Origin of the sequence: Xanthomonas sp. NCPPB 3761, from assembly GCF_041475705.2 — a bacterium.
GTDB classification, from domain to species: Bacteria; Pseudomonadota; Gammaproteobacteria; order Xanthomonadales; family Xanthomonadaceae; genus Xanthomonas; species Xanthomonas phaseoli.
Genome location: NZ_CM191262.1, coordinates 2,192,608 through 2,209,812, shown reverse-complemented (window position 1 = coordinate 2,209,812; position 17,205 = coordinate 2,192,608). Strand labels below are relative to the sequence as shown.

The window sequence follows — 17,205 nt, the reverse complement described above, 5'->3', positions numbered from 1 at the left end:
ATGAAGAAGTCCCGCTTTACCGACAGCCAGATCATCGCCGTGCTCAAGCAGGCCCAGGCCGGTGCGCCCGTGCCGGAGCTGTGCCGCGAGCACGGCATCAGCTCGGCCACGTTCTACAAGTGGCGCAGCAAGTTCGGCGGCATGGACGTGTCCATGGTCGCGCGCATGAAGGAGCTGGAGGAGGAGAACCGCCGGCTCAAGAAGATGTACGCCGAGGCGCAGCTCAGTACCGACCTGCTGAAGGAAGCGCTCGCAAAAAAATGGTGAGGCCATCTCAGCGACGCGAGATGGCCCAATCGGCAGTCACGAGCGGGCGTACGAACATCCGCCACGCCTGCCAGGCCTTCGCGGTGAGCGAGACCTGCTTCCGTTACCAGGCCAAGGCCAGCGAGCAGAACGCCCGGATCGCCGACTGGCTGGTCCGCCTGACGACCGCCCATCGCGACTGGGGCTTTGGCCTGTGCTACCTGTACCTGCGCAACGTGAAGGGCTTTGGCTGGAATCACAAGCGGGTCTACCGGATCTACCGCGAGCTGGAGTTGAACCTGCGGATCAAGCCGAGGAAGCGGCTGGTGCGTGAGCGGCCCGAGCCTCTGGCGGTGCCGGAGGCTATCAACCAGGTCTGGTCGATGGACTTCATGCACGACCAGTTGGCCGACGGCCGCAGCTTCCGGCTGTTCAATGTGCTCGACGACTTCAATCGCGAGGGGCTGGGGATCGAGGTGGATCTGTCGCTGCCGTCAGCCCGTGTGATCCGATCGCTGGAGCAGATCATCGAGTGGCGCGGCAAGCCCGCCGTGATCCGCTGCGACAACGGCCCTGAATACATCAGTGGCGCGTTGCTGTCCTGGGCGCAGCGGCATGGTATCCGGGTCGAGCACATCCAGCCGGGCAAGCCACAGCAGAACGCCTACGTTGAACGCTACAACCGCACCATCCGCTACGCCTGGCTCGCCCAAACCCTGTTCGACACCATCGACCAGGTGCAGGACAAAGCCACCCGCTGGCTATGGACGTACAACCACGAGCGTCCGAATATGGCGCTCGGCGGCATCACGCCTGCCATGAAGTTGGCGATGGCCGCTTAGCTCCACTTCTGGCGACCGCTAGAAGTGGGGGGATTACCCCTCCAGCTCCTTCATGCGCGCGACCATGGACACGTCCATGCCGCCGAACTTGCTGCGCCACTTGTAGAACGTGGCCGAGCTGATGCCGTGCTCGCGGCACAGCTCCGGCACGGGCGCACCGGCCTGGGCCTGCTTGAGCACGGCGATGATCTGGCTGTCGGTAAAGCGGGACTTCTTCATGGAACCTCCTCGGGAAAGGGGACGAGAAAATTCCACTTCTGGCGTCTGCTAATGGGCGGGGGGATTACCCCCGGACTCTAAACCTGGCCGCTACTCAGGGCGGGGGGACGTCGCTGGTTAGATGAACAGCTTGGAGCGTTGTCTGAAAACGGACTCGCCGCTGGCCCAGCCCCCCTATGATCACTACCAAGAAAACGCAGCACTTTACTTTACTCCAGATCCATTTGGAGGTGACGAAGCATGCAGGAAGCTCGCTCAAGCAATTAGAGTGTTGAGAGCACAAATTTCGTGGAGGCGAACGGACTTGAATCCGCGCTCCGCAAGTTATAAAGGACACTCCACACGAATTGCAATATTATCAGCAGCCCTTGCAAAACTCGAGTCGTCGCATAGGAACATTTGTGGCAGTAATTGCCAAGGATAAAAAATGCGCGGATTAAATATTGAAAAAAGTGTCTCAAGATTGGACGGATTTCTCTCAGGAATAGCGTCTTACAGTGGCAATATTAGAGACTATTCGGCCTACGCCTTTATTGCCCCACTAAAGAATGAAAGGTCATGTGAATCCGCCATTAAAGACCACTTCAGCTGGCTTCCTGACCTGGATTTTTCAGACATTCAAGTTCTTCAGCACGGACTTCGCGACCTTGAAGTTGAAATTAGGCCATTCCTCGTTAGAGACTTTCGCTACGGAAATGCCGAAGAAGCCAATAAGCTTCAGAACTATTTTTCATTTCGAATCATGGACGATATTTATGCCGCAATAAATGGCTATAAATTAAACCAGGTCATAAAATTAGTCGCAACACCTACCCCTCAGAGCTCTGACTCGGTGTTCTTCTGCATATGCCTGGAAACTGATGTCATTGCCATTCAATTCAACAATGACATCAATTTCATAAAAGCATTAAGGATCGGAACATTAATACTCCAAGCGTAAATTAAATTACAAATAGGTACTCAACCTTTTTTCCAGAACACCCATATTTTTTCAGTAAAAAGAAGAGGGTGCGGCTGATTTCTCGCTTGATTTTTCTGCACACCTCTAGGATTTGTTTAGTTGTTGGCAACCTTTTGTGGTACATCGCAAGAATCTCGTCGCACCCTAGAGGCACGCGCTACAACACTCACGCCGACTCCAACACCCAGCACCCAAACGCCGGCCCTGCCGAGTAGCCGGTCTCCGGCTCGATGCGGATCTGCAGGGTGGCGCGGCCGGCCACTGATGCGGGCAAGGGGTAATCGACATCGACGAACTCCAGGCCACTGTTGCCGTCCAGGCGTTCGTTGGCGATGAGTTCGCCCTCGGCGAGGATGCGGAAGCGGCGGCGGGTTTCGTCGCCCCAGTAGCGTAGGCGCAGGATGCGGGCCTGGGCGGTATTGCGCAGGGTGAAGGCCATGAAGCCGCCAGTGCGCACGTCGCGGCCGGGCCGGCGGCGGTAGCTGAGCGGGTTGGAATTTTCCCCCTGCAGTGCATGCGCCTTTTCGGAGGCTTCATCGCCCAGCGCGATGCGATCGAGCGCGCGGGTGTCGAGTGCGTGCTGCGCTGCCGCTGCTGCCGCCCGTTCGGTCTGGCGTTGCCGCCATGCGGCGGCGTCGCGGTGTTCCAGGTAAACCGCGCTGCGGCGGTCGAACTGGGCGTAGAACGGCGACAACTGCCATTGCTGTGCGCCATCGCTGTAAGTAAATGCTGTCTTGCCCGGCACCGGCTGCAGGCGTTGCAGGATGTCCTGCCCCCCGATCAATGTCGGGGTCTTGCCCGACCACGGCTTGGCGGCGTCGCCCAGATCGACGGCGAGCACCAGCGGGCCGTGCAGCACCGACACCCAGGCGGGATCGTCCGGGGTCGCTTCCAGGCGCAGCGGCATGTCGAACGACAGCTGGAGGGTATCGCCGGGCTGCCAGACGCGCGTGAGGCGTAGATAGCCATCGCTGGCGCTGCCATCGACAGGTTGGCCATTGAGTCGCAGGCGCGGTTGTTGCGCCCAACCCGGCACGCGCAGTGCGAGCATGCGTTGCGCTGGCGGCGCGCCATCGATGCGCAGCGAGGCGCTGCCCTGCTCCGGCAAGGCGCTGTGCAAGGTCATGTTTAGTCCGGCGGCGTCGCGCACGGTGGAAGGCACGTACAAATTGATATAGACGCCCTGCCCGTCCTGCCAGTAGATGGAATCGCCGAACTGCGCGTGCGCTTCCATGCCGCTACCGACGCAGCACCAGAAATCGTCGAACGGCGACGACCAGCCGCGCGCTTCGCCGGCCAGCAGCGGCGTCATGTAGGTAAACATGCCGGTGCGTGGATGCTGCTGTGCCATCACGTGGTTGAGCAAGGTGCGTTCGTAGTAGTCGAACAACTCCGCCTGCGGGCCCCATTGATACAGGTGGCGGGTGAGCTTGAGCATGTTGTAGCTGGCGCAATGCTCGCAGGTCTGCTCGGTGAGGAACTTCGAGATGCTGTCCGGCTGCTGGAAATATTCGCGGTCGCCATTGCCGCCGATGACATAGGTGTGGTGGTCGGTAACGGTGTGCCAGAAGAAGCGCGCCGCAGCGCCGGATGCGGCATCGCCGGTGACCTCGTACTCGCGGGCCACACCGATCAGCTTTGGGATGTTGGTATTGGAATGCTGGTGCGCCAATTCATCACGCTGTGCGACCAGCGGGTCGAGTACGGCGTGGTGATGCAGGCGCTGCGCCAGCGCCAGCCATTGTGCATCATCCGTACGTACATGCAGTTCGACGAACGATTCGTTGAGGCCGCCGAATTCGCACGACAGTACCTTTTGCAATTGCGCCTCGTCGAGCGCGGAGAAGATGCCCTGCAGATACCCGGCCAGATCCACCGCGACCTGCAGCGCCTGCGCGTCATCGCAATGCGCATGCACGTCGAGCAATCCGGCGAACAGTTTGTGCCAGGTGTATAGCGGTGTCCAGCTGCCGTTGAGGTAGAACGGCGCCGGGTCGATCTTGCCGCGCTTGAGCTCGTCGAAGACCTCGCGCCCACTCTCGATCTGCCCGGCCGCGTTCTTGCGCGTGAAGCCGGCCACGTAGCCATCGCCCGCATGTGCCTGGCAGCGCGCGAGTTCGCTGACAATATAGGCGGCGCGCGTGCGGCACTGCGCATCACCGGTTTGCGCGTGCATCAGTGCCAGTGCGCTGAGATAGTGGCCGAGCGTATGCCCGGCGATGGTGTCCGCTTCCCAGCCGCCATAGGCCGGCGCCTTCGGGTCGAGGCCGGCATACAGCACGAAGTTGTGCAACAGCCGGTCCGGCTGCAGCCGCATCAGATAGCGCCGGTTGGTCTGCAGCGCATCCAGGAACAACGACGGCGCAAGCCTGACCTGCGCAAGCGGCACCGCGCGCACGCTGCCCGGCTGCGCAGCGCTGGCCTGGGCCGGAAAGCGCAGGAAGCCGGCCGCAACCGCCAGGCTGCTCCAGGCCAGAAAGCGCCGTCGCGACAACGACGGCGTGTGGTTGCAGGTCGATTCGCTCGGGTGCGCTTCCGTCATGGGATCAGCTTACCTCCTGAGAGCGCGCACGCTCGCGCGCGTGGTCGCAACACTGCGATCGCAACTGCCCTGGCAACGCTTGCGGTGACGTGGCATCTGCACAAGCGATCGCACCCGGCCACGCAGCGCAGCGAGACAACGGCGCACTCAAAACTTCACCGTCGCGCGTGCCCAGTAAAAACGCCCGAGCAGATCGTAGGTGGCCACATCGGTGTTCGCATTGCCCACGTTATTGGAGTAATACAACGGCGGCTGCTTGTTGGCGATGTTGTCTACGCCGACTTCGAAGCGCGTATGCCACGGCTCCACGTTATAGCCAAGCTGCAGGTTGTTGTAGACGTAAGCGCCGATATTGCGCACCACGGTCGGTTCGCTGGAATCGGCCGACAGGCTCTGGTCCGGATCCGAATTACCGATGGCGGTGTGGCCCACATAGCGGATGCGCCAGGTGGCGCTCCAGTCGTCCAGCGCCCAGTTAACCGTGCCAAGTGCGCGCCAGCGCGGAAAATTGCCGTAGGCCTGGGTGTAGCGGCCGACGTTGTGGATGGTGACCGAGCTGGGATCGGTGGTGTCGGGCAGCACGTCGTAACGGGTGAGATAGGTGCCGTTGAGGCCGGCGGTGACATTACCCCACGTCATTGCAGGCAAGCGGTAGGTCAGATTGAAGTCCATGCCCTTGGCCCACAGCTTGCCCAGGTTGACGGTGGGCTCGGCGATGTAATTGATGGTGCCATTGCCGTTGCGATGGATGAGCGCACAGAACGCGCTGGCGGAATTGGCGAAGCATTGATTGAGCACCGTCTGCGCCGACACCGTGGTGATGGTGTCTTCCAGGTCGATGCGCCACCAGTCCGCACTCAGCGACAGGCCGTCGATCCATTGCGGGTCGTACACGAATCCGACGTCGTAGGACTTACCGGTTTCCGGCTTGAGCTGGTAGCCCGCCACTGCCGCGCCGGAGACCTTGCCCGACACCTGCCCGTCCGATTGCTGGTAGCTGCCGTCAGTGGGCACATTGGCGCAGGCCACCGTATTGCCGCCGGTATAGCCATTGCACGGGTCGTTGACCGTGGCCGCATCGCCAGCTACGCCGGCATACAACTCGTTGATGTTGGGTGCGCGAAACACCTGAGAAACGGTGCCGCGCAGCAGCAGGTTTTCGATGGGGCGGTATTCCAGCGACAGCTTGCTATTGGTCTTGCTGCCCACCGAGCTGTAGTCGGAAAAACGCGTGCCCACGGTGATGTTCAGCGCATTGATGCCGGGCAGGTCCTTGAGCAGAGGGAACAGTGCTTCGGCATAGGCCTCCTTGACATCGAAACTGCCGCTCAAGCTGGACGAGCAGAATTCGATGACCCCGCACAGGCCGTTTTCATCACCGGTCCATAACGGATCCGAAGCGGTGGTGGAGCGTTCCTTGCGGTACGAAATGCCCGCTGCCAGGCTGGCCTCGCCGGCCGGCAACGCAAAGAGCGTGCCGTTGGCATTGGCCTCGAATTGCTTGACCGTGTAAACGCTGGTGACGATCGGGTTGACCACCATGCCCTGCAACGTGGCCAGGTTGCCGCTGTCGTTGAGGTTGAAGAAATTCAACGGCGTACAGCCGGCAATCGCTGCGCCCGCACTGCCGCACTTGACCGTGCCGTCGCTGTCCAGGAACGAGGGGCCGATGGCCTGATTGAACGCGGCATAGTCGAGAAAGCCGTTGTTGATCGACTTTTGCTTGACCTTGCCGTAGTTGAAGGTGGCATCCCATTGCCAGGAGCTGTCGCCGAAACGGCCGCGCAGACCCGGGCTGATCTGGAAGTTGTAGGTGTTGTACTGGTAACGGCGGTTGCCCAACACGGTGGCGCGCGTATTGAGGTCGTTGTAGGAGGTGCCGGTGGTGCGGTCGGTGCCGAAGTTGACGCCGAACGGGTTGTAGTAACTCTGCGCCGACACCAGGATGTTGTCGCCGTTGGAAAAAATCGGAATCGGCGCAATGATCGAAGCCGACTCGGTTTTGCTAAACCAGGTATTGACGTAGCCTTCGACGCTGTCGCTGAAGCGGTAGGTCCCCAGCAGGAAGGCGTTCGTGCGTTTTTGCGGGGTCTGCAACAGGTTGAACGGCTGATAGTTGTAGGAATCTGCAGCAGCGTTATAACAATGGAAATCGCCAGGACCTGCCCGCCCGCTGACGCCGCTGTTGAGGGTGACGCGCCCGCAACCATTGGATTGTGCAAGCAGCTGCGATTGATCCGACCCGTCATTGAAGTTCACTGTGCCGGTGGGCGTGGCGGAGGAGCCCTGCTTCACCGGTTGGCCATTGGTCAGCGCGAGCGCGTCCTTGGAGTAGTCGCGCGCCGCTGCCGAGACGGCATCGATGTTGTGATACGACAGGCCGCCGATCAAGCTGCCGCGCTCCCAGGTCTTGCCGGCGGTCAAGGTGAAGTTGCGGCGGTTGCCATCGCCTTCGCTGCTGGTGCCGAAGTCGCTGCTGAACTGCACGCCGTCGAAGCGCGAGCGCAGGATAAAGTTGACCACGCCACCGATCGCATCGGAGCCGTACACCGCAGACGCGCCATCGCTGAGCACCTCGATGCGTTCGATCATGCTGGAAGGGATGGCGTTGACGTCGTTGTAGGCCAGCCGGATGCCGTTGACCAGCACCAGCGTGCGCTTGTCGCCCAGGCCGCGCAGCGAGATCGCCGAGGCGCCGGTGCCGCCGCCGTTGTTGGTGTAGGGATTGGTGGCATTGCCGGCGATGGATGGCAATTCCTGCAGCAAATCGCCCACGGTCGCCTTGCCGGTGGCAGCGATCTGCTCCTGGCTGACGGTGACCACCGGGTTGGCGGTTTCGGTGTCCACGCGGCGCAGGCGCGAGCCGGTGACGACCACGCTGTCCAGCGTCTGCGTCGCATCGCCACCCGCCGCCTGCTGCGCAGCCACCGGCGCGGCCGCACCTGCCGACAGCGCCAGCAACAGCGCGGAAGTGAGCATGCTCGGCAACGGCCGCGTGGTGGCGTTGGTCGTGCGGGAGAGAGGCAACGGCAACATCGGCATGCAAGGCTCCTGAGTGTGACGAAAGACAAACAGTGGGCAATACCTGCCCGTGCCGACGTACAGCGGCGCAGGGCGACGTAGATGGCAGACGCACGCTGCAACGAACCGCTGACACGGTCGTGTTGCAGACACGCACACAACGTGCGACGCAGGCGACCGGAAAATCGCGCAGCAACGCGTATTGCCAGGAAGGTGGTGCATTCCACACTGGATGCGCGTTTGCGCTCCAGTTTTCATCAGCTGGTCACAATGTGCCTGTGCGCGGACGCTACGTCTTGTCGCATTTGGCGAACGCGCATGCGGAAAACAGCATGGTTCGCAACTGAACGATCATGCGTGGCGGCACGAGCGCGCTCGAGCCCGCACGCTTGCGCACTGCTTGCGGCGATTGGAGTGCAGATCAAGCTGACCAGGATCGCTGCGCGGACCGGGGCATCGGGCTGGGTGTGCCGCGCACGTCAAATCGACGCACGCGACCGGCAGCGTACGCGCATCACAGCGCCGGTGCGGGTGACGCTGCTGCATTGCGATTCCACTCCGGGGTGGGCGCCTGCTGCATCCAGCGCAGGAAGAAATCCAGCAGGCGGCGCCTGCCGTAATCGCCACCGGCACCGTGGTCGCCGCCCGGCACGACCAGCAGATCGAAGTCCTTGCCGGCCTTGATCAGGCGATCGGCCACCTGGAAGGTACTGGCCGGGTCGACATTCATATCCATGTCGCCGGTGACCAGCAACAAATGTCCCTGCAGGCGCGCGGCGTTCTCCACGTTCGACGAGGCGGCGTACCACGGCCCGACCGGCCAGCCCATCCACTGTTCGTTCCACCAGATCTTGTCCATGCGGTTGTCGTGACACCCGGAATTGGCCACACCTGCCACATAGAACTCCGGATGAAACAGCAGCGCCCCCAACGCGTTTTGCCCGCCCGCCGAGGTGCCGTACACGCCGACGCCGCCGCCGATGTCGTACCACGGGTACTGCGCTGCGGCGGCCTTGTGCCAGGCGATACGATCCGGCAACCCGGCGTCCTTGAGGTTGCGCCAGGCCACATCGTGGAAGGCGCGCGAGCGGTTGTTGGTGCCCATGCCATCGATTTGCGCCACCGCAAACCCCATCCCGGTGAGCGATGGTGTGGCGGTGGTAAAGCGCTTGGGGACGAACGAGCCCTGCGGACCTGCATAGATGTCTTCGACGACCCGATAGCGCCGCTGCGAATCGAGCTGCTGCGGGCGATGGATGACGCCCCAGATCTCGGTCTTGCCATCGCGCCCGGTGGTGTGGAACGGCAGCGGCGCCTGCCACCCAGCCGCCAGCAGGCGGCTCAGGTCGGTGCGCTCCACCGTGCGTGCCAGGCCGCCATCTGCGCTGCGCCGCAGTTCCAGCACCGGGCCCAGATCCACGCGCGAATACAGATCCAGTAGCCAGGTTCCATCGGGCGAATAGCGCACCTCATGATCGGCAACCAGCGGCGTCAATGCGGTGAGCCCGCGGCCATCCAGGCCGACGCGATAGGCATGGCGATAGTACGGGTCCTCGCCGGGCTGCATGCCCGAGGCGGTGAAGTACACCTGCCCTGCGGCTTCGTCGATGCGATCGAGCTTGCGCACTACCCAGTCGCCACGGGTGATCTGGCGGATCACCTCGCCGCTGTGGCCGTCGTACAGATACAGATGCTCCCAGCCATCGCGCTCGGAGGCCCACACGATTTGCGCGCCATCGTCCAGATCCTGGCGCGCGTGCTTGCCGCCGTTCTCATGCTCGCCACTGAGCTCGGAGTATTCGATGAAGGTGGGCGATGTCTCTTCGATGAGCGTACGCGCGTTGGCGGTACGTGCGTCCACCTCGATCACCCGATACAGCTGGTGCCCGCGCGCGTTGTATTCGAAGGTGAAGCCGCGGCTGTCGTTCCACCAGACCATCTCGCTCAAGGTGAAGGCATTGGGCAGCAAGGTCATCGCCACCGGATGCGCTGCGTGCGTGGCGATGTCGAACAGCACCGGTTGCATCACCGGCAACGCATCGCCCGGCTTGGGGTAGACCTGCTGATGCAACTTCGGCTGCAGCTGATCAGCGGGCGCCGACTCGATGTAGTACACCGTCCGCGGCGGCGGTGCCTTGACCCGATACGCCGCCAGATGCTGCGAATCCGGCGACCACACCACGCTGTCGAGTGCGTAGTAGTCCTGCGCACTGCCATCGTGGCTGAGCACGCTGCGTTCGTGACTGCCGACCGGTGCGATAACCAGGTTGCCCTGCTCCACCCAGGCGCGCCAGCGGCCATCCGGCGATTGCTTGGCCGGCTGATCGCCCTGCTTGAGCGGCAGGCGCATGTCCATCGATTCGGCCGGCAGGTCGCGTTCGGGCAGATGTGCGCAGCGATAGCGCAGCAGATCGCATTGCCAGCCCAGTTTCGCCAGCTGGAAGCTCAGGCGCTGCTGTTCCAGGGTGGGCTCCTCGAGCTGCAGTCGCGCTGCGTCGACCGCCCCGGCACCAGCCTGCGTCAATGCGGCGGCCAACCGCGCGTGATCGAAGGCCAGTGTGTTGCGGCCACTGGCCGCCTCCACCAGGCGGTACTCGATCGCCGGCAGCTGCTCGCTGCGCGCCACCCCACGCCGATACAGGAAATGCCCGGCATCCACCCACACCGGCGCTGCAGGCTGCCGGTCCACCAGCGAGGCATAGTGATCGGACAAGCCCATCGCTTGCGTGTACTGCGCGGGCGTGGGAGCGGCAAGTGGCGCCGCGGCCACCGACACGATATGCGCGAGGGCGAGCGACACGCACCAGGTGGCGATGGTGCGAAAGCGCATGGCGGGGATCTGTGGCACCTGCGACCTCATGGAAGCATTGGAAAGACAGTGTGGCGTTGATGGACGAAGGCCGAGCCGCTGGCGGCAACCGCTGCGGCAGACATACACCAAGGACGCTGCGGCAAGGCCGCCAGGGTGAGCAGATGCGACGGCTGCGCGGGGCGACACAGCTGCTTGCAATGTGGGGCAACGCACGTCAGCGCGCCTGAACCACTCGGGACACGGTTGCAAGGCACGCGCGGCCAGTGCGCAGAAGCCGATGCGTGATGTCCAGCCCATGCACTGCCCTGCTCGCGCACCCTGAGCCATCGTTCGATTGCCGCACGCGGCGCCTTGTCAGTTGCTTCACGGCGCATCGCAACGCGTGCTGTCGGCGGCCGCGGCAGATGGCAGCCGTTGTGGCTGTGGCGCCAGCACTTCCCATTCCTGCACTGCCAGCGCGGCGTAGCTGGCCGGGTTGCCGGAGGCGTCCATGACCACGCGCACACAGCGCGTTGTCACCGGCGCGAACGACACCGCTTCATCGTGATCGGGACGCGTGCCATACCCATCGCGCGGCTGCACGGGCTGCCATCGCCCCGCGCTCCGGTATTCCAGATGCCAGCGCGCTGGCGGTGCCACGCCGACGTCGGCACCGGCCGGGTGGTCGGCCCAGAACACGATGCGCGTGCGATCCACGGTGATCGGTTGCGCCCAGCTGTACTGGATCCACTGCTGCGATGGGTTGTTGTCCGTCCAGCTGCCCCACATCTCCGGCGGCAAGGGATTGGCCTTGACGATGCCGTCGTTGAGCGCGGATATCCAGTACTGCACCGGGATATCCGGGCCATTGGATGCGGTTGCATAGGCCGATGGCGCTTGATTGCGCGTGGGCGGCGCAGGTGGCATCGGACGCCGCGTCGGCACCACGGTACGGATGCTGGCCGGCTGGGTGCTGTCGTCCCATTCCAGCCGGTCGATCGCCACGCTGCGGCGGAAATGCCCGCCGCCGCGCGCATCGGCGGTGTGATACACCAGATACCACTGCCGCTGAAATTCGACGATGCCCGGATGCGAGGTGGTGGAAGACACCGGCGGCAATACGATGCCGCGATATGTCCACGGCCCCAGCGGGGTTGGCGCGCTCGCATAGGCAATGCAGGCGTGATACAGCGTGGGCGTGCATGGCGAAAGACGCCCGGCGTTGTTGGCCGCATACGCCAGATAGTAGGTGCCGTTGCGCTTGAACAGCCAGGGCGCCTCGAAATAACCGTCCAGCGCGTCCACCAGGACCGGCGTGCCCTTGAAGCTGACCATGTCGCGCTGCAGCTCCACGCCGTACAACGCGCCGAAGGTGCCCCAATACAGATACGTCCGCCCGTCGTCGTCGACCATCACGGTCGGGTCGATGTTCTGGATGTCGTTGTGGACCGGCACCGACTGCGAGACCACCGGGCCCTGCGGATGCGCGTCGGTCCACGGGCCGAGCGGACTATCGGCCACCGCCACGCCGATCGCGAATGGGTCGGCATTGGGCGAATCGCGCTGCTGCACCGGCGCATACAGGTAATAGCGCCCATCCGGGCCCTGCACGATCTGCGCGGCGTAGGCATGACGCTTGTCTGCCCAGGCAAAGACCTGCTGCGGCCGCAATAGATCGCGGTAGTGGGTCCAGTCGCCACTGGCCGGATCGCTGCTGACGAACAGTTGCCAGCCGGGCATGACGAACGCATTGAGATTCGGAGCAGCCGTATCGCGGCCAGCAATGATGTATAGCTTGCCATCGGCCACCAGTGGTGCCGGATCGGCGGAATATGTGCTGCCATCGGCGAGGATGGGATTGCCGGGTGCATGCAGCTGCGTTCCCTGCGGCGGCGGGATGGCGCAGGCCGGCGCGCTGGCCTGCGACAACCCGCCGGCCAGCACCGCAACAGAGAACATGCGTATCACGGCGTAGCCGCCTTGATCTGCAACACCAGCGGCACCGACACTTTTCGGGTGGGTGCACGCCCTTGCGCGGTGCCGGTGAGTTGGATCTCGCCAGGCTGAGCGTAACGCGCAGGCTGCAACGTGGGCCATTGCACTGGCAAGCGTTCGCGCGAGCCGTCGTTGTATTGCACCGTCACAAAGCCCGGTAGCGTCGGTGCATGCCCGACCACTGCGCTCACCGTCGGCAACGGCTGCACGGTATTGATCTGCCCCGGCGGCGTCGCGCGTACCCAGATGGTGGCCTTGACGGGAATCGCGCCTTCCACCAAGCCTTGCAGTTCCACCGCACCTTCGTGGCCCAGGCGGCCGGCGGCCAGCTCGGACCACTGCACCGCCACCGGCAGCACACTGCCATCGGCAAAGAACGCGGTGATCTCCTGTGGCAGCGTCGGCAGTTGCCCGGGGCCGTGCGCAGATCGATCGCCTCCAACTGCTTGGGCAGATCAGACAGCGCCTGCCATTCGTCCACACCGATGGCGGCATGTCCGTCGCCCTTGGTCTGCGTCGTCAACACCACGCGCAGCCCGGTGGTCACGATCGGAGCGAAGCTGGCGGTGCTCGCCGCACCTGTCGCCCCCGCGGCAATCGGGTAGCCGCTTTTGCTGACGATGTCCTGCCAACGTCCGCCCTGCAGCATCTGCAACGTCCAGCCGGCCGGCGCTGCCACCCCGCCATTGGGCTGGTCGTTCCATAGATAGAGCGTGCTCGACGACAAGCGCACCGGACGTGGCCATTGATACTGCAACCACACCGTCGCTGGCTGGTCTAGCCCATAGCTGCCCCAGCGCAGGCTGCCACTGGGAAAGCTGCCCGCCTGTGGGATGAAGCCATCGTTCAAGGCCTGCACGCGGTACTGCATCCCGGTGAGTTGCGCACTGACAGCAGCCATGGCTTGCAACGGGATGCTCTGCAGCGGCCGCGAGGCCGGTGCGTTGACCTGCACATCGGCATGCCCCATCAGCGCCCCATCGTTGGCGACCAATCGCAAGATGTATTGCCCGGCACGGGTGAAACGTACCGAAGTCTGTAGCGCGGCGGCATCGGCAAACACCGCATCGCCACCTTCCGGGGCCTGCTGCACGCGCCAGCGCACCTGCAGCGTGCCAGTGGGCAAGCCGTCATCACCAACGCGGCCTTGCACCGCCACCGCGCCATCGGCGCCCGGCGTGTCCAGCTGCCATGCCTGCACCTGCGGCGGCGTGTTGCCCGCAAATGCCGGCGCCGGTAAGCCGCTATCGAACAGCTGGATTTCCTTGATGCCGGTGCGCGCCGTGCCAGCGTGCGTCACCACCAGGCGCAGCGCGGCGGTGCGGATGGCCGGAAAGCGCACCCGATTGCGATTGCCCTCCGCCATCGCGGCATCGCGGACCTGGCCGGGAACGTTCTTCCATCCACCGCTGCCATCCTGATATTGCACGGTGTAGATCCACGGTGCCGCGTAGCCAGGCAGCGTTCCGGAGGGAAAGCCGTTCTGATCGCCGCCCGGCGAGGAGCTGCGATAGAAGTACAGCACGACCTGATCCACGGTCTGCAGGCTGCCCAGGTTCAGCGCAATCCAATCGCTGGCCGACGGCGAGCCGGCGGTGCCCCAGAACGGCGTGCTGGCAGTACTGCCGTCCACCGCTGCCGTCGCTGGCAAACCGGCTGCAGCGAAACTGGCGCTGACGCGGGCGCCCTCGGCAAGATCGCGACTGTGCGCGGGCGGCAGCGTCACATCCACACCGGCCTTGGCCAGGATCTGCGCGATCCGCGAGCCGGCCGCGAACGGCACCTGCGTCATCGACGCCAGTGGCGCGGGATGCGCTTCCAGCACCTGCGCGGTGCCATTGCGGTTGACCGCGTCCGGCGCGGCACTGACCTGGCCGCTGGCCGGGTCGTACACCACATGCGCCAGCCGGTCCACGCGGAACGCCAAGCGGCCATCCAGATAGACGCTATAGCCCTTCGGCAGCCGGCCGCCGTAATGGCTGCCATCACGATCCCAGACGATGCTCAGATTGCGGTCGCGATAGCGCAAATTGTCGGCGGCGAAATGGTCCCAGCCAATATCGATCGGATACAACTCGATCTTACCGTCGCTGCGCGGGCGAAAGCCCATCGCATCCTCGATCATGCTGAAGTTGGTCGCGCCCAGCTGGGTATGGTGGATCCAGGAGCGATACCCGATCTTGCCGCCGTTCTTGGCACTGCCCTTGGCCCAGAATTCGTTCTGGTCGGGATAGCGATTGTCGCCATTGATAAAGGGCGCCCAGGCATTCCAGTACAGCAGCTTGCGGTAGCTCTGCGCGTTCAGATACGGGCTGGGGTAATCGCGCAGGACCGAGCCGAACAGACGGAATGCCACCGTCGCATTGATGGTGGAAAAGTTGTTGCTGCCCACATCGGTGCCGCTGCCCCGCGCCTGCATGTCCACCTGGTTGGCGGTATAGAACGGGAACAGCGGGTATTGCGCTGCGTCGGCGAACAGTCGCAAGGCGCGCACATACTTGGGGGCGTAGTCGGAATCGCCCTGCTTGGGCATCAAGCCCACGCTGAACGAGTAGTAGTTGTTGGTTTCCTTCCAATCGACCGCCAGCCGCGGCCCGTCGGCCTGGCGATGCTTGAGCAGATCGCCATACAGGCCAACTGAGTCGGGCGCGTCGCTGTGGTCCTGCCACAGCACGTCCAGTACAGCCTTGCGGATACGGCGCGCGGCGGCCTGCATGCGCTGCGCCGTAGCGGTATCGCCCGCAAGCGCCGCCGCCTGCGCCGCCGCCTGCGCATTGGCGTAGACGTAGGCGCTCTCGGTGCGATCCATGCGGATCTGGCCGTGCTGGTCGGCCCAGTCGAACGACACCGCGTCGGCGTCGTTGCCGGTCATCGCCGCCCAGTCGTATTCGATCAAACCGTTGTGATTGAGATCGTAGGCCGCCAGTACGCCGTCCACGTCACCGCTGCCATAGCGTGCCAGCTTGCCCGCCAGCGCCGCTGGCCCGCCGTGGATCTGCATCGACCGCCATGCCGCGGCCGTGATGTATTGCGCGTAGGAGTTGGACCAGTTCTCCGGCGAGCCAGGGTTGTCGGTGTACTTGCCGCCGCCCGCGGTCTCGCCCGCGCTAAGCCAGGTGCCATAGGCGTACAGCGGATTGCGCAGGTATTTCAGATCGTCCAGGAACATCCCGGCGGTCAGCACGATGGCATTGTCGTAGCCAAGCACACCCTCGATGGCGACCGGGAACTGGTAGTCGTTGCCGGGGACGTTGGCATCGAGGAAGTTGAAGCGCAGCACCCACCAGCGATAGAACAGGCTCTTGCTGATGTTCTCGTCGGGCGTATCCAGGTACGGCAGATTGTCCACCCACCAGCGGTTGTAGCTGGCCACGTGCTGCTGGTAGGCCTGCTGCGGCGTCTGCGCGGCAATGCGCGTGTACTCGGCGCGTGCTTCGGGCAATTCGCGGGTAAGCATGCCGAGCTGCAGCTTGATTACCGCGGTTTCGCCGCTGGAAGGGATCTCCACATCGCGCACCAGCCGCTGCCCCTCGACGCGGAAGCTATCGCCGGACAAACGTGGGAAGACCGTGGTGATGTGGTTGTAGGCGTCGAATGCACCGGTCAACTCGTTGCCGTCAGCATGCTGCGCGATCGGCGACACAGCTTGCAGCGACAGCATGTGCGCCGCGCCATCCAGACTGGACAGCACGACGCCGGCCACCGCCACGTTCTGCTCGGTGATGTACTTGACCAGGCGCATGCGCACGCCCGCATCAAGATCTTCGAACACGGTGGTGAAATAGCTCGGCGTCTGCCGCCGCTGCTGCGACACCTCCTTCCAGTGGATACGCCGCTTGCCCAGCGTGGCGTGGATGTGGAACAGCGCGTCGTAATCGGTGGCATGCCAATACGCCACCTGCCCGACGAAGCCAGGCGCATCGGGCGCGTGAGAGGTCAGATACGCGGCGCGACCACGGGTAAACAGCCAGTCGTTGTGATCGTCGAAACCGCCGCCGGTTCCCTCGCGCACCAGCATGCGGTCGATCCAGAAATCGTTGCCCGGCGCCCGCCCTGCCCCATGCGCGACATCGGCCGCGTAGATCCGTGCCAGTTGTCCGCCGGGCGCAAACGGCACTTCGCTGGAAGGCATCGGGTGGTCGAGGCCGCGGAACAGCGGCTCGCCGATCATTGCGTTGGGCTGGGCGATCGGCGCTTCCTGGGCGACTGCAAGCGGCCAGCCCAGCATGATGCATGTCCACAACAGCGCAGCAGCGCCGGTGCGTCGGGTCAGACGCAACCAGCGCCGGTGCCGCGCCAGGAACGACTTCCAGCGTAAATTCCTCATGCATCCATCTCATTAGCGTGCAAGGCAGTGCGATCGATGCGGCGGCTGGTGCGCATCGGACAATAAACAGCGGCGATACTCCCCACTGCATCGCAAGCGATGTAATGCAGCCGCCTCACCATAGTTGTTTGCGCCGGCAACACCCGCGTCAACACGAAGTGCAGCGATGCAATGCGAACCTTGCTATGCGTCGTCTGCCACCACGCGCAGCGATCGTGGCGACAGATGACGCGAACCCCCGGCCGCGCACCCACCGGCTGA

6 protein-coding genes and 2 pseudogenes are annotated in these 17,205 nt (G+C 63.7%); 2 read left to right on the top strand and 6 right to left on the bottom strand.

The window, feature by feature from the left end; genetic code table 11:
- Positions 1–1,088 (top strand): IS3-like element ISXac2 family transposase gene (locus tag ACCQ00_RS09705; RefSeq protein WP_087944778.1). Its coding sequence is split into 2 segments (ribosomal slippage): positions 1–253 and positions 253–1,088, totalling 1,089 coding nucleotides; the frame shifts between segments, so codons are not numbered across the junction.
- Positions 1,089–1,127: 39 nt separating this feature from the next.
- Here the strand turns inward: ACCQ00_RS09705 and ACCQ00_RS09700 are convergent.
- Positions 1,128–1,307: pseudogene (locus tag ACCQ00_RS09700) on the bottom strand (transposase); the annotation flags it as partial.
- Between the two features lie 427 nt (positions 1,308–1,734).
- On the opposite strand from ACCQ00_RS09700, the gene ACCQ00_RS09695 reads away from it, so the two are divergent.
- Positions 1,735–2,247, top strand: a complete 513-nt coding sequence (locus ACCQ00_RS09695) for a hypothetical protein (protein WP_127446475.1) — start codon at positions 1,735–1,737, stop codon at positions 2,245–2,247.
- 187 nt (positions 2,248–2,434) lie between these two features.
- On the opposite strand, the gene ACCQ00_RS09690 is transcribed toward ACCQ00_RS09695, so the two are convergent.
- The 5 genes and pseudogenes from ACCQ00_RS09690 to ACCQ00_RS09670 all read right to left on the bottom strand — a co-directional run bounded on the left by ACCQ00_RS09690 (position 2,435) and on the right by ACCQ00_RS09670 (position 16,944).
- On the bottom strand, positions 2,435–4,810 hold the full coding sequence (locus tag ACCQ00_RS09690; RefSeq protein ID WP_039572350.1) for a glycoside hydrolase family 127 protein: 2,376 nt from the start codon (positions 4,808–4,810) through the stop codon (positions 2,435–2,437).
- A gap of 147 nt (positions 4,811–4,957) precedes the next feature.
- Positions 4,958–7,852, bottom strand: coding sequence for a TonB-dependent receptor domain-containing protein (locus ACCQ00_RS09685; RefSeq protein WP_039572348.1), 2,895 nt, complete (start codon positions 7,850–7,852; stop codon positions 4,958–4,960).
- A gap of 493 nt (positions 7,853–8,345) precedes the next feature.
- On the bottom strand, positions 8,346–10,691 hold the full coding sequence (locus ACCQ00_RS09680; RefSeq protein WP_039572345.1) for a S9 family peptidase: 2,346 nt from the start codon (positions 10,689–10,691) through the stop codon (positions 8,346–8,348).
- Between the two features lie 315 nt (positions 10,692–11,006).
- Positions 11,007–12,581: a family 43 glycosylhydrolase gene (locus tag ACCQ00_RS09675; RefSeq protein WP_039572342.1), complete on the bottom strand. Its 1,575-nt coding sequence runs from the start codon at positions 12,579–12,581 to the stop codon at positions 11,007–11,009.
- 5 nt (positions 12,582–12,586) lie between these two features.
- Positions 12,587–16,944, bottom strand: a pseudogene (locus ACCQ00_RS09670) (Ig-like domain-containing protein).
- Positions 16,945–17,205: the final 261 nt, after the last annotated feature.

What these genes read in the sequence shown, in the direction of transcription:
- ACCQ00_RS09695 (WP_127446475.1), top strand. Translation starts at nt 1,735, where the DNA reads ATGCGCGGATTAAATATTGAAAAAAGTGTCTCAAGATTGGACGGATTT.
- ACCQ00_RS09675 (WP_039572342.1), bottom strand. Translation starts at nt 12,581, where the DNA reads ATGTTCTCTGTTGCGGTGCTGGCCGGCGGGTTGTCGCAGGCCAGCGCG.
- ACCQ00_RS09690 (WP_039572350.1), bottom strand. Translation starts at nt 4,810, where the DNA reads ATGACGGAAGCGCACCCGAGCGAATCGACCTGCAACCACACGCCGTCG.
- ACCQ00_RS09680 (WP_039572345.1), bottom strand. Translation starts at nt 10,691, where the DNA reads ATGAGGTCGCAGGTGCCACAGATCCCCGCCATGCGCTTTCGCACCATC.
- ACCQ00_RS09685 (WP_039572348.1), bottom strand. Translation starts at nt 7,852, where the DNA reads ATGCCGATGTTGCCGTTGCCTCTCTCCCGCACGACCAACGCCACCACG.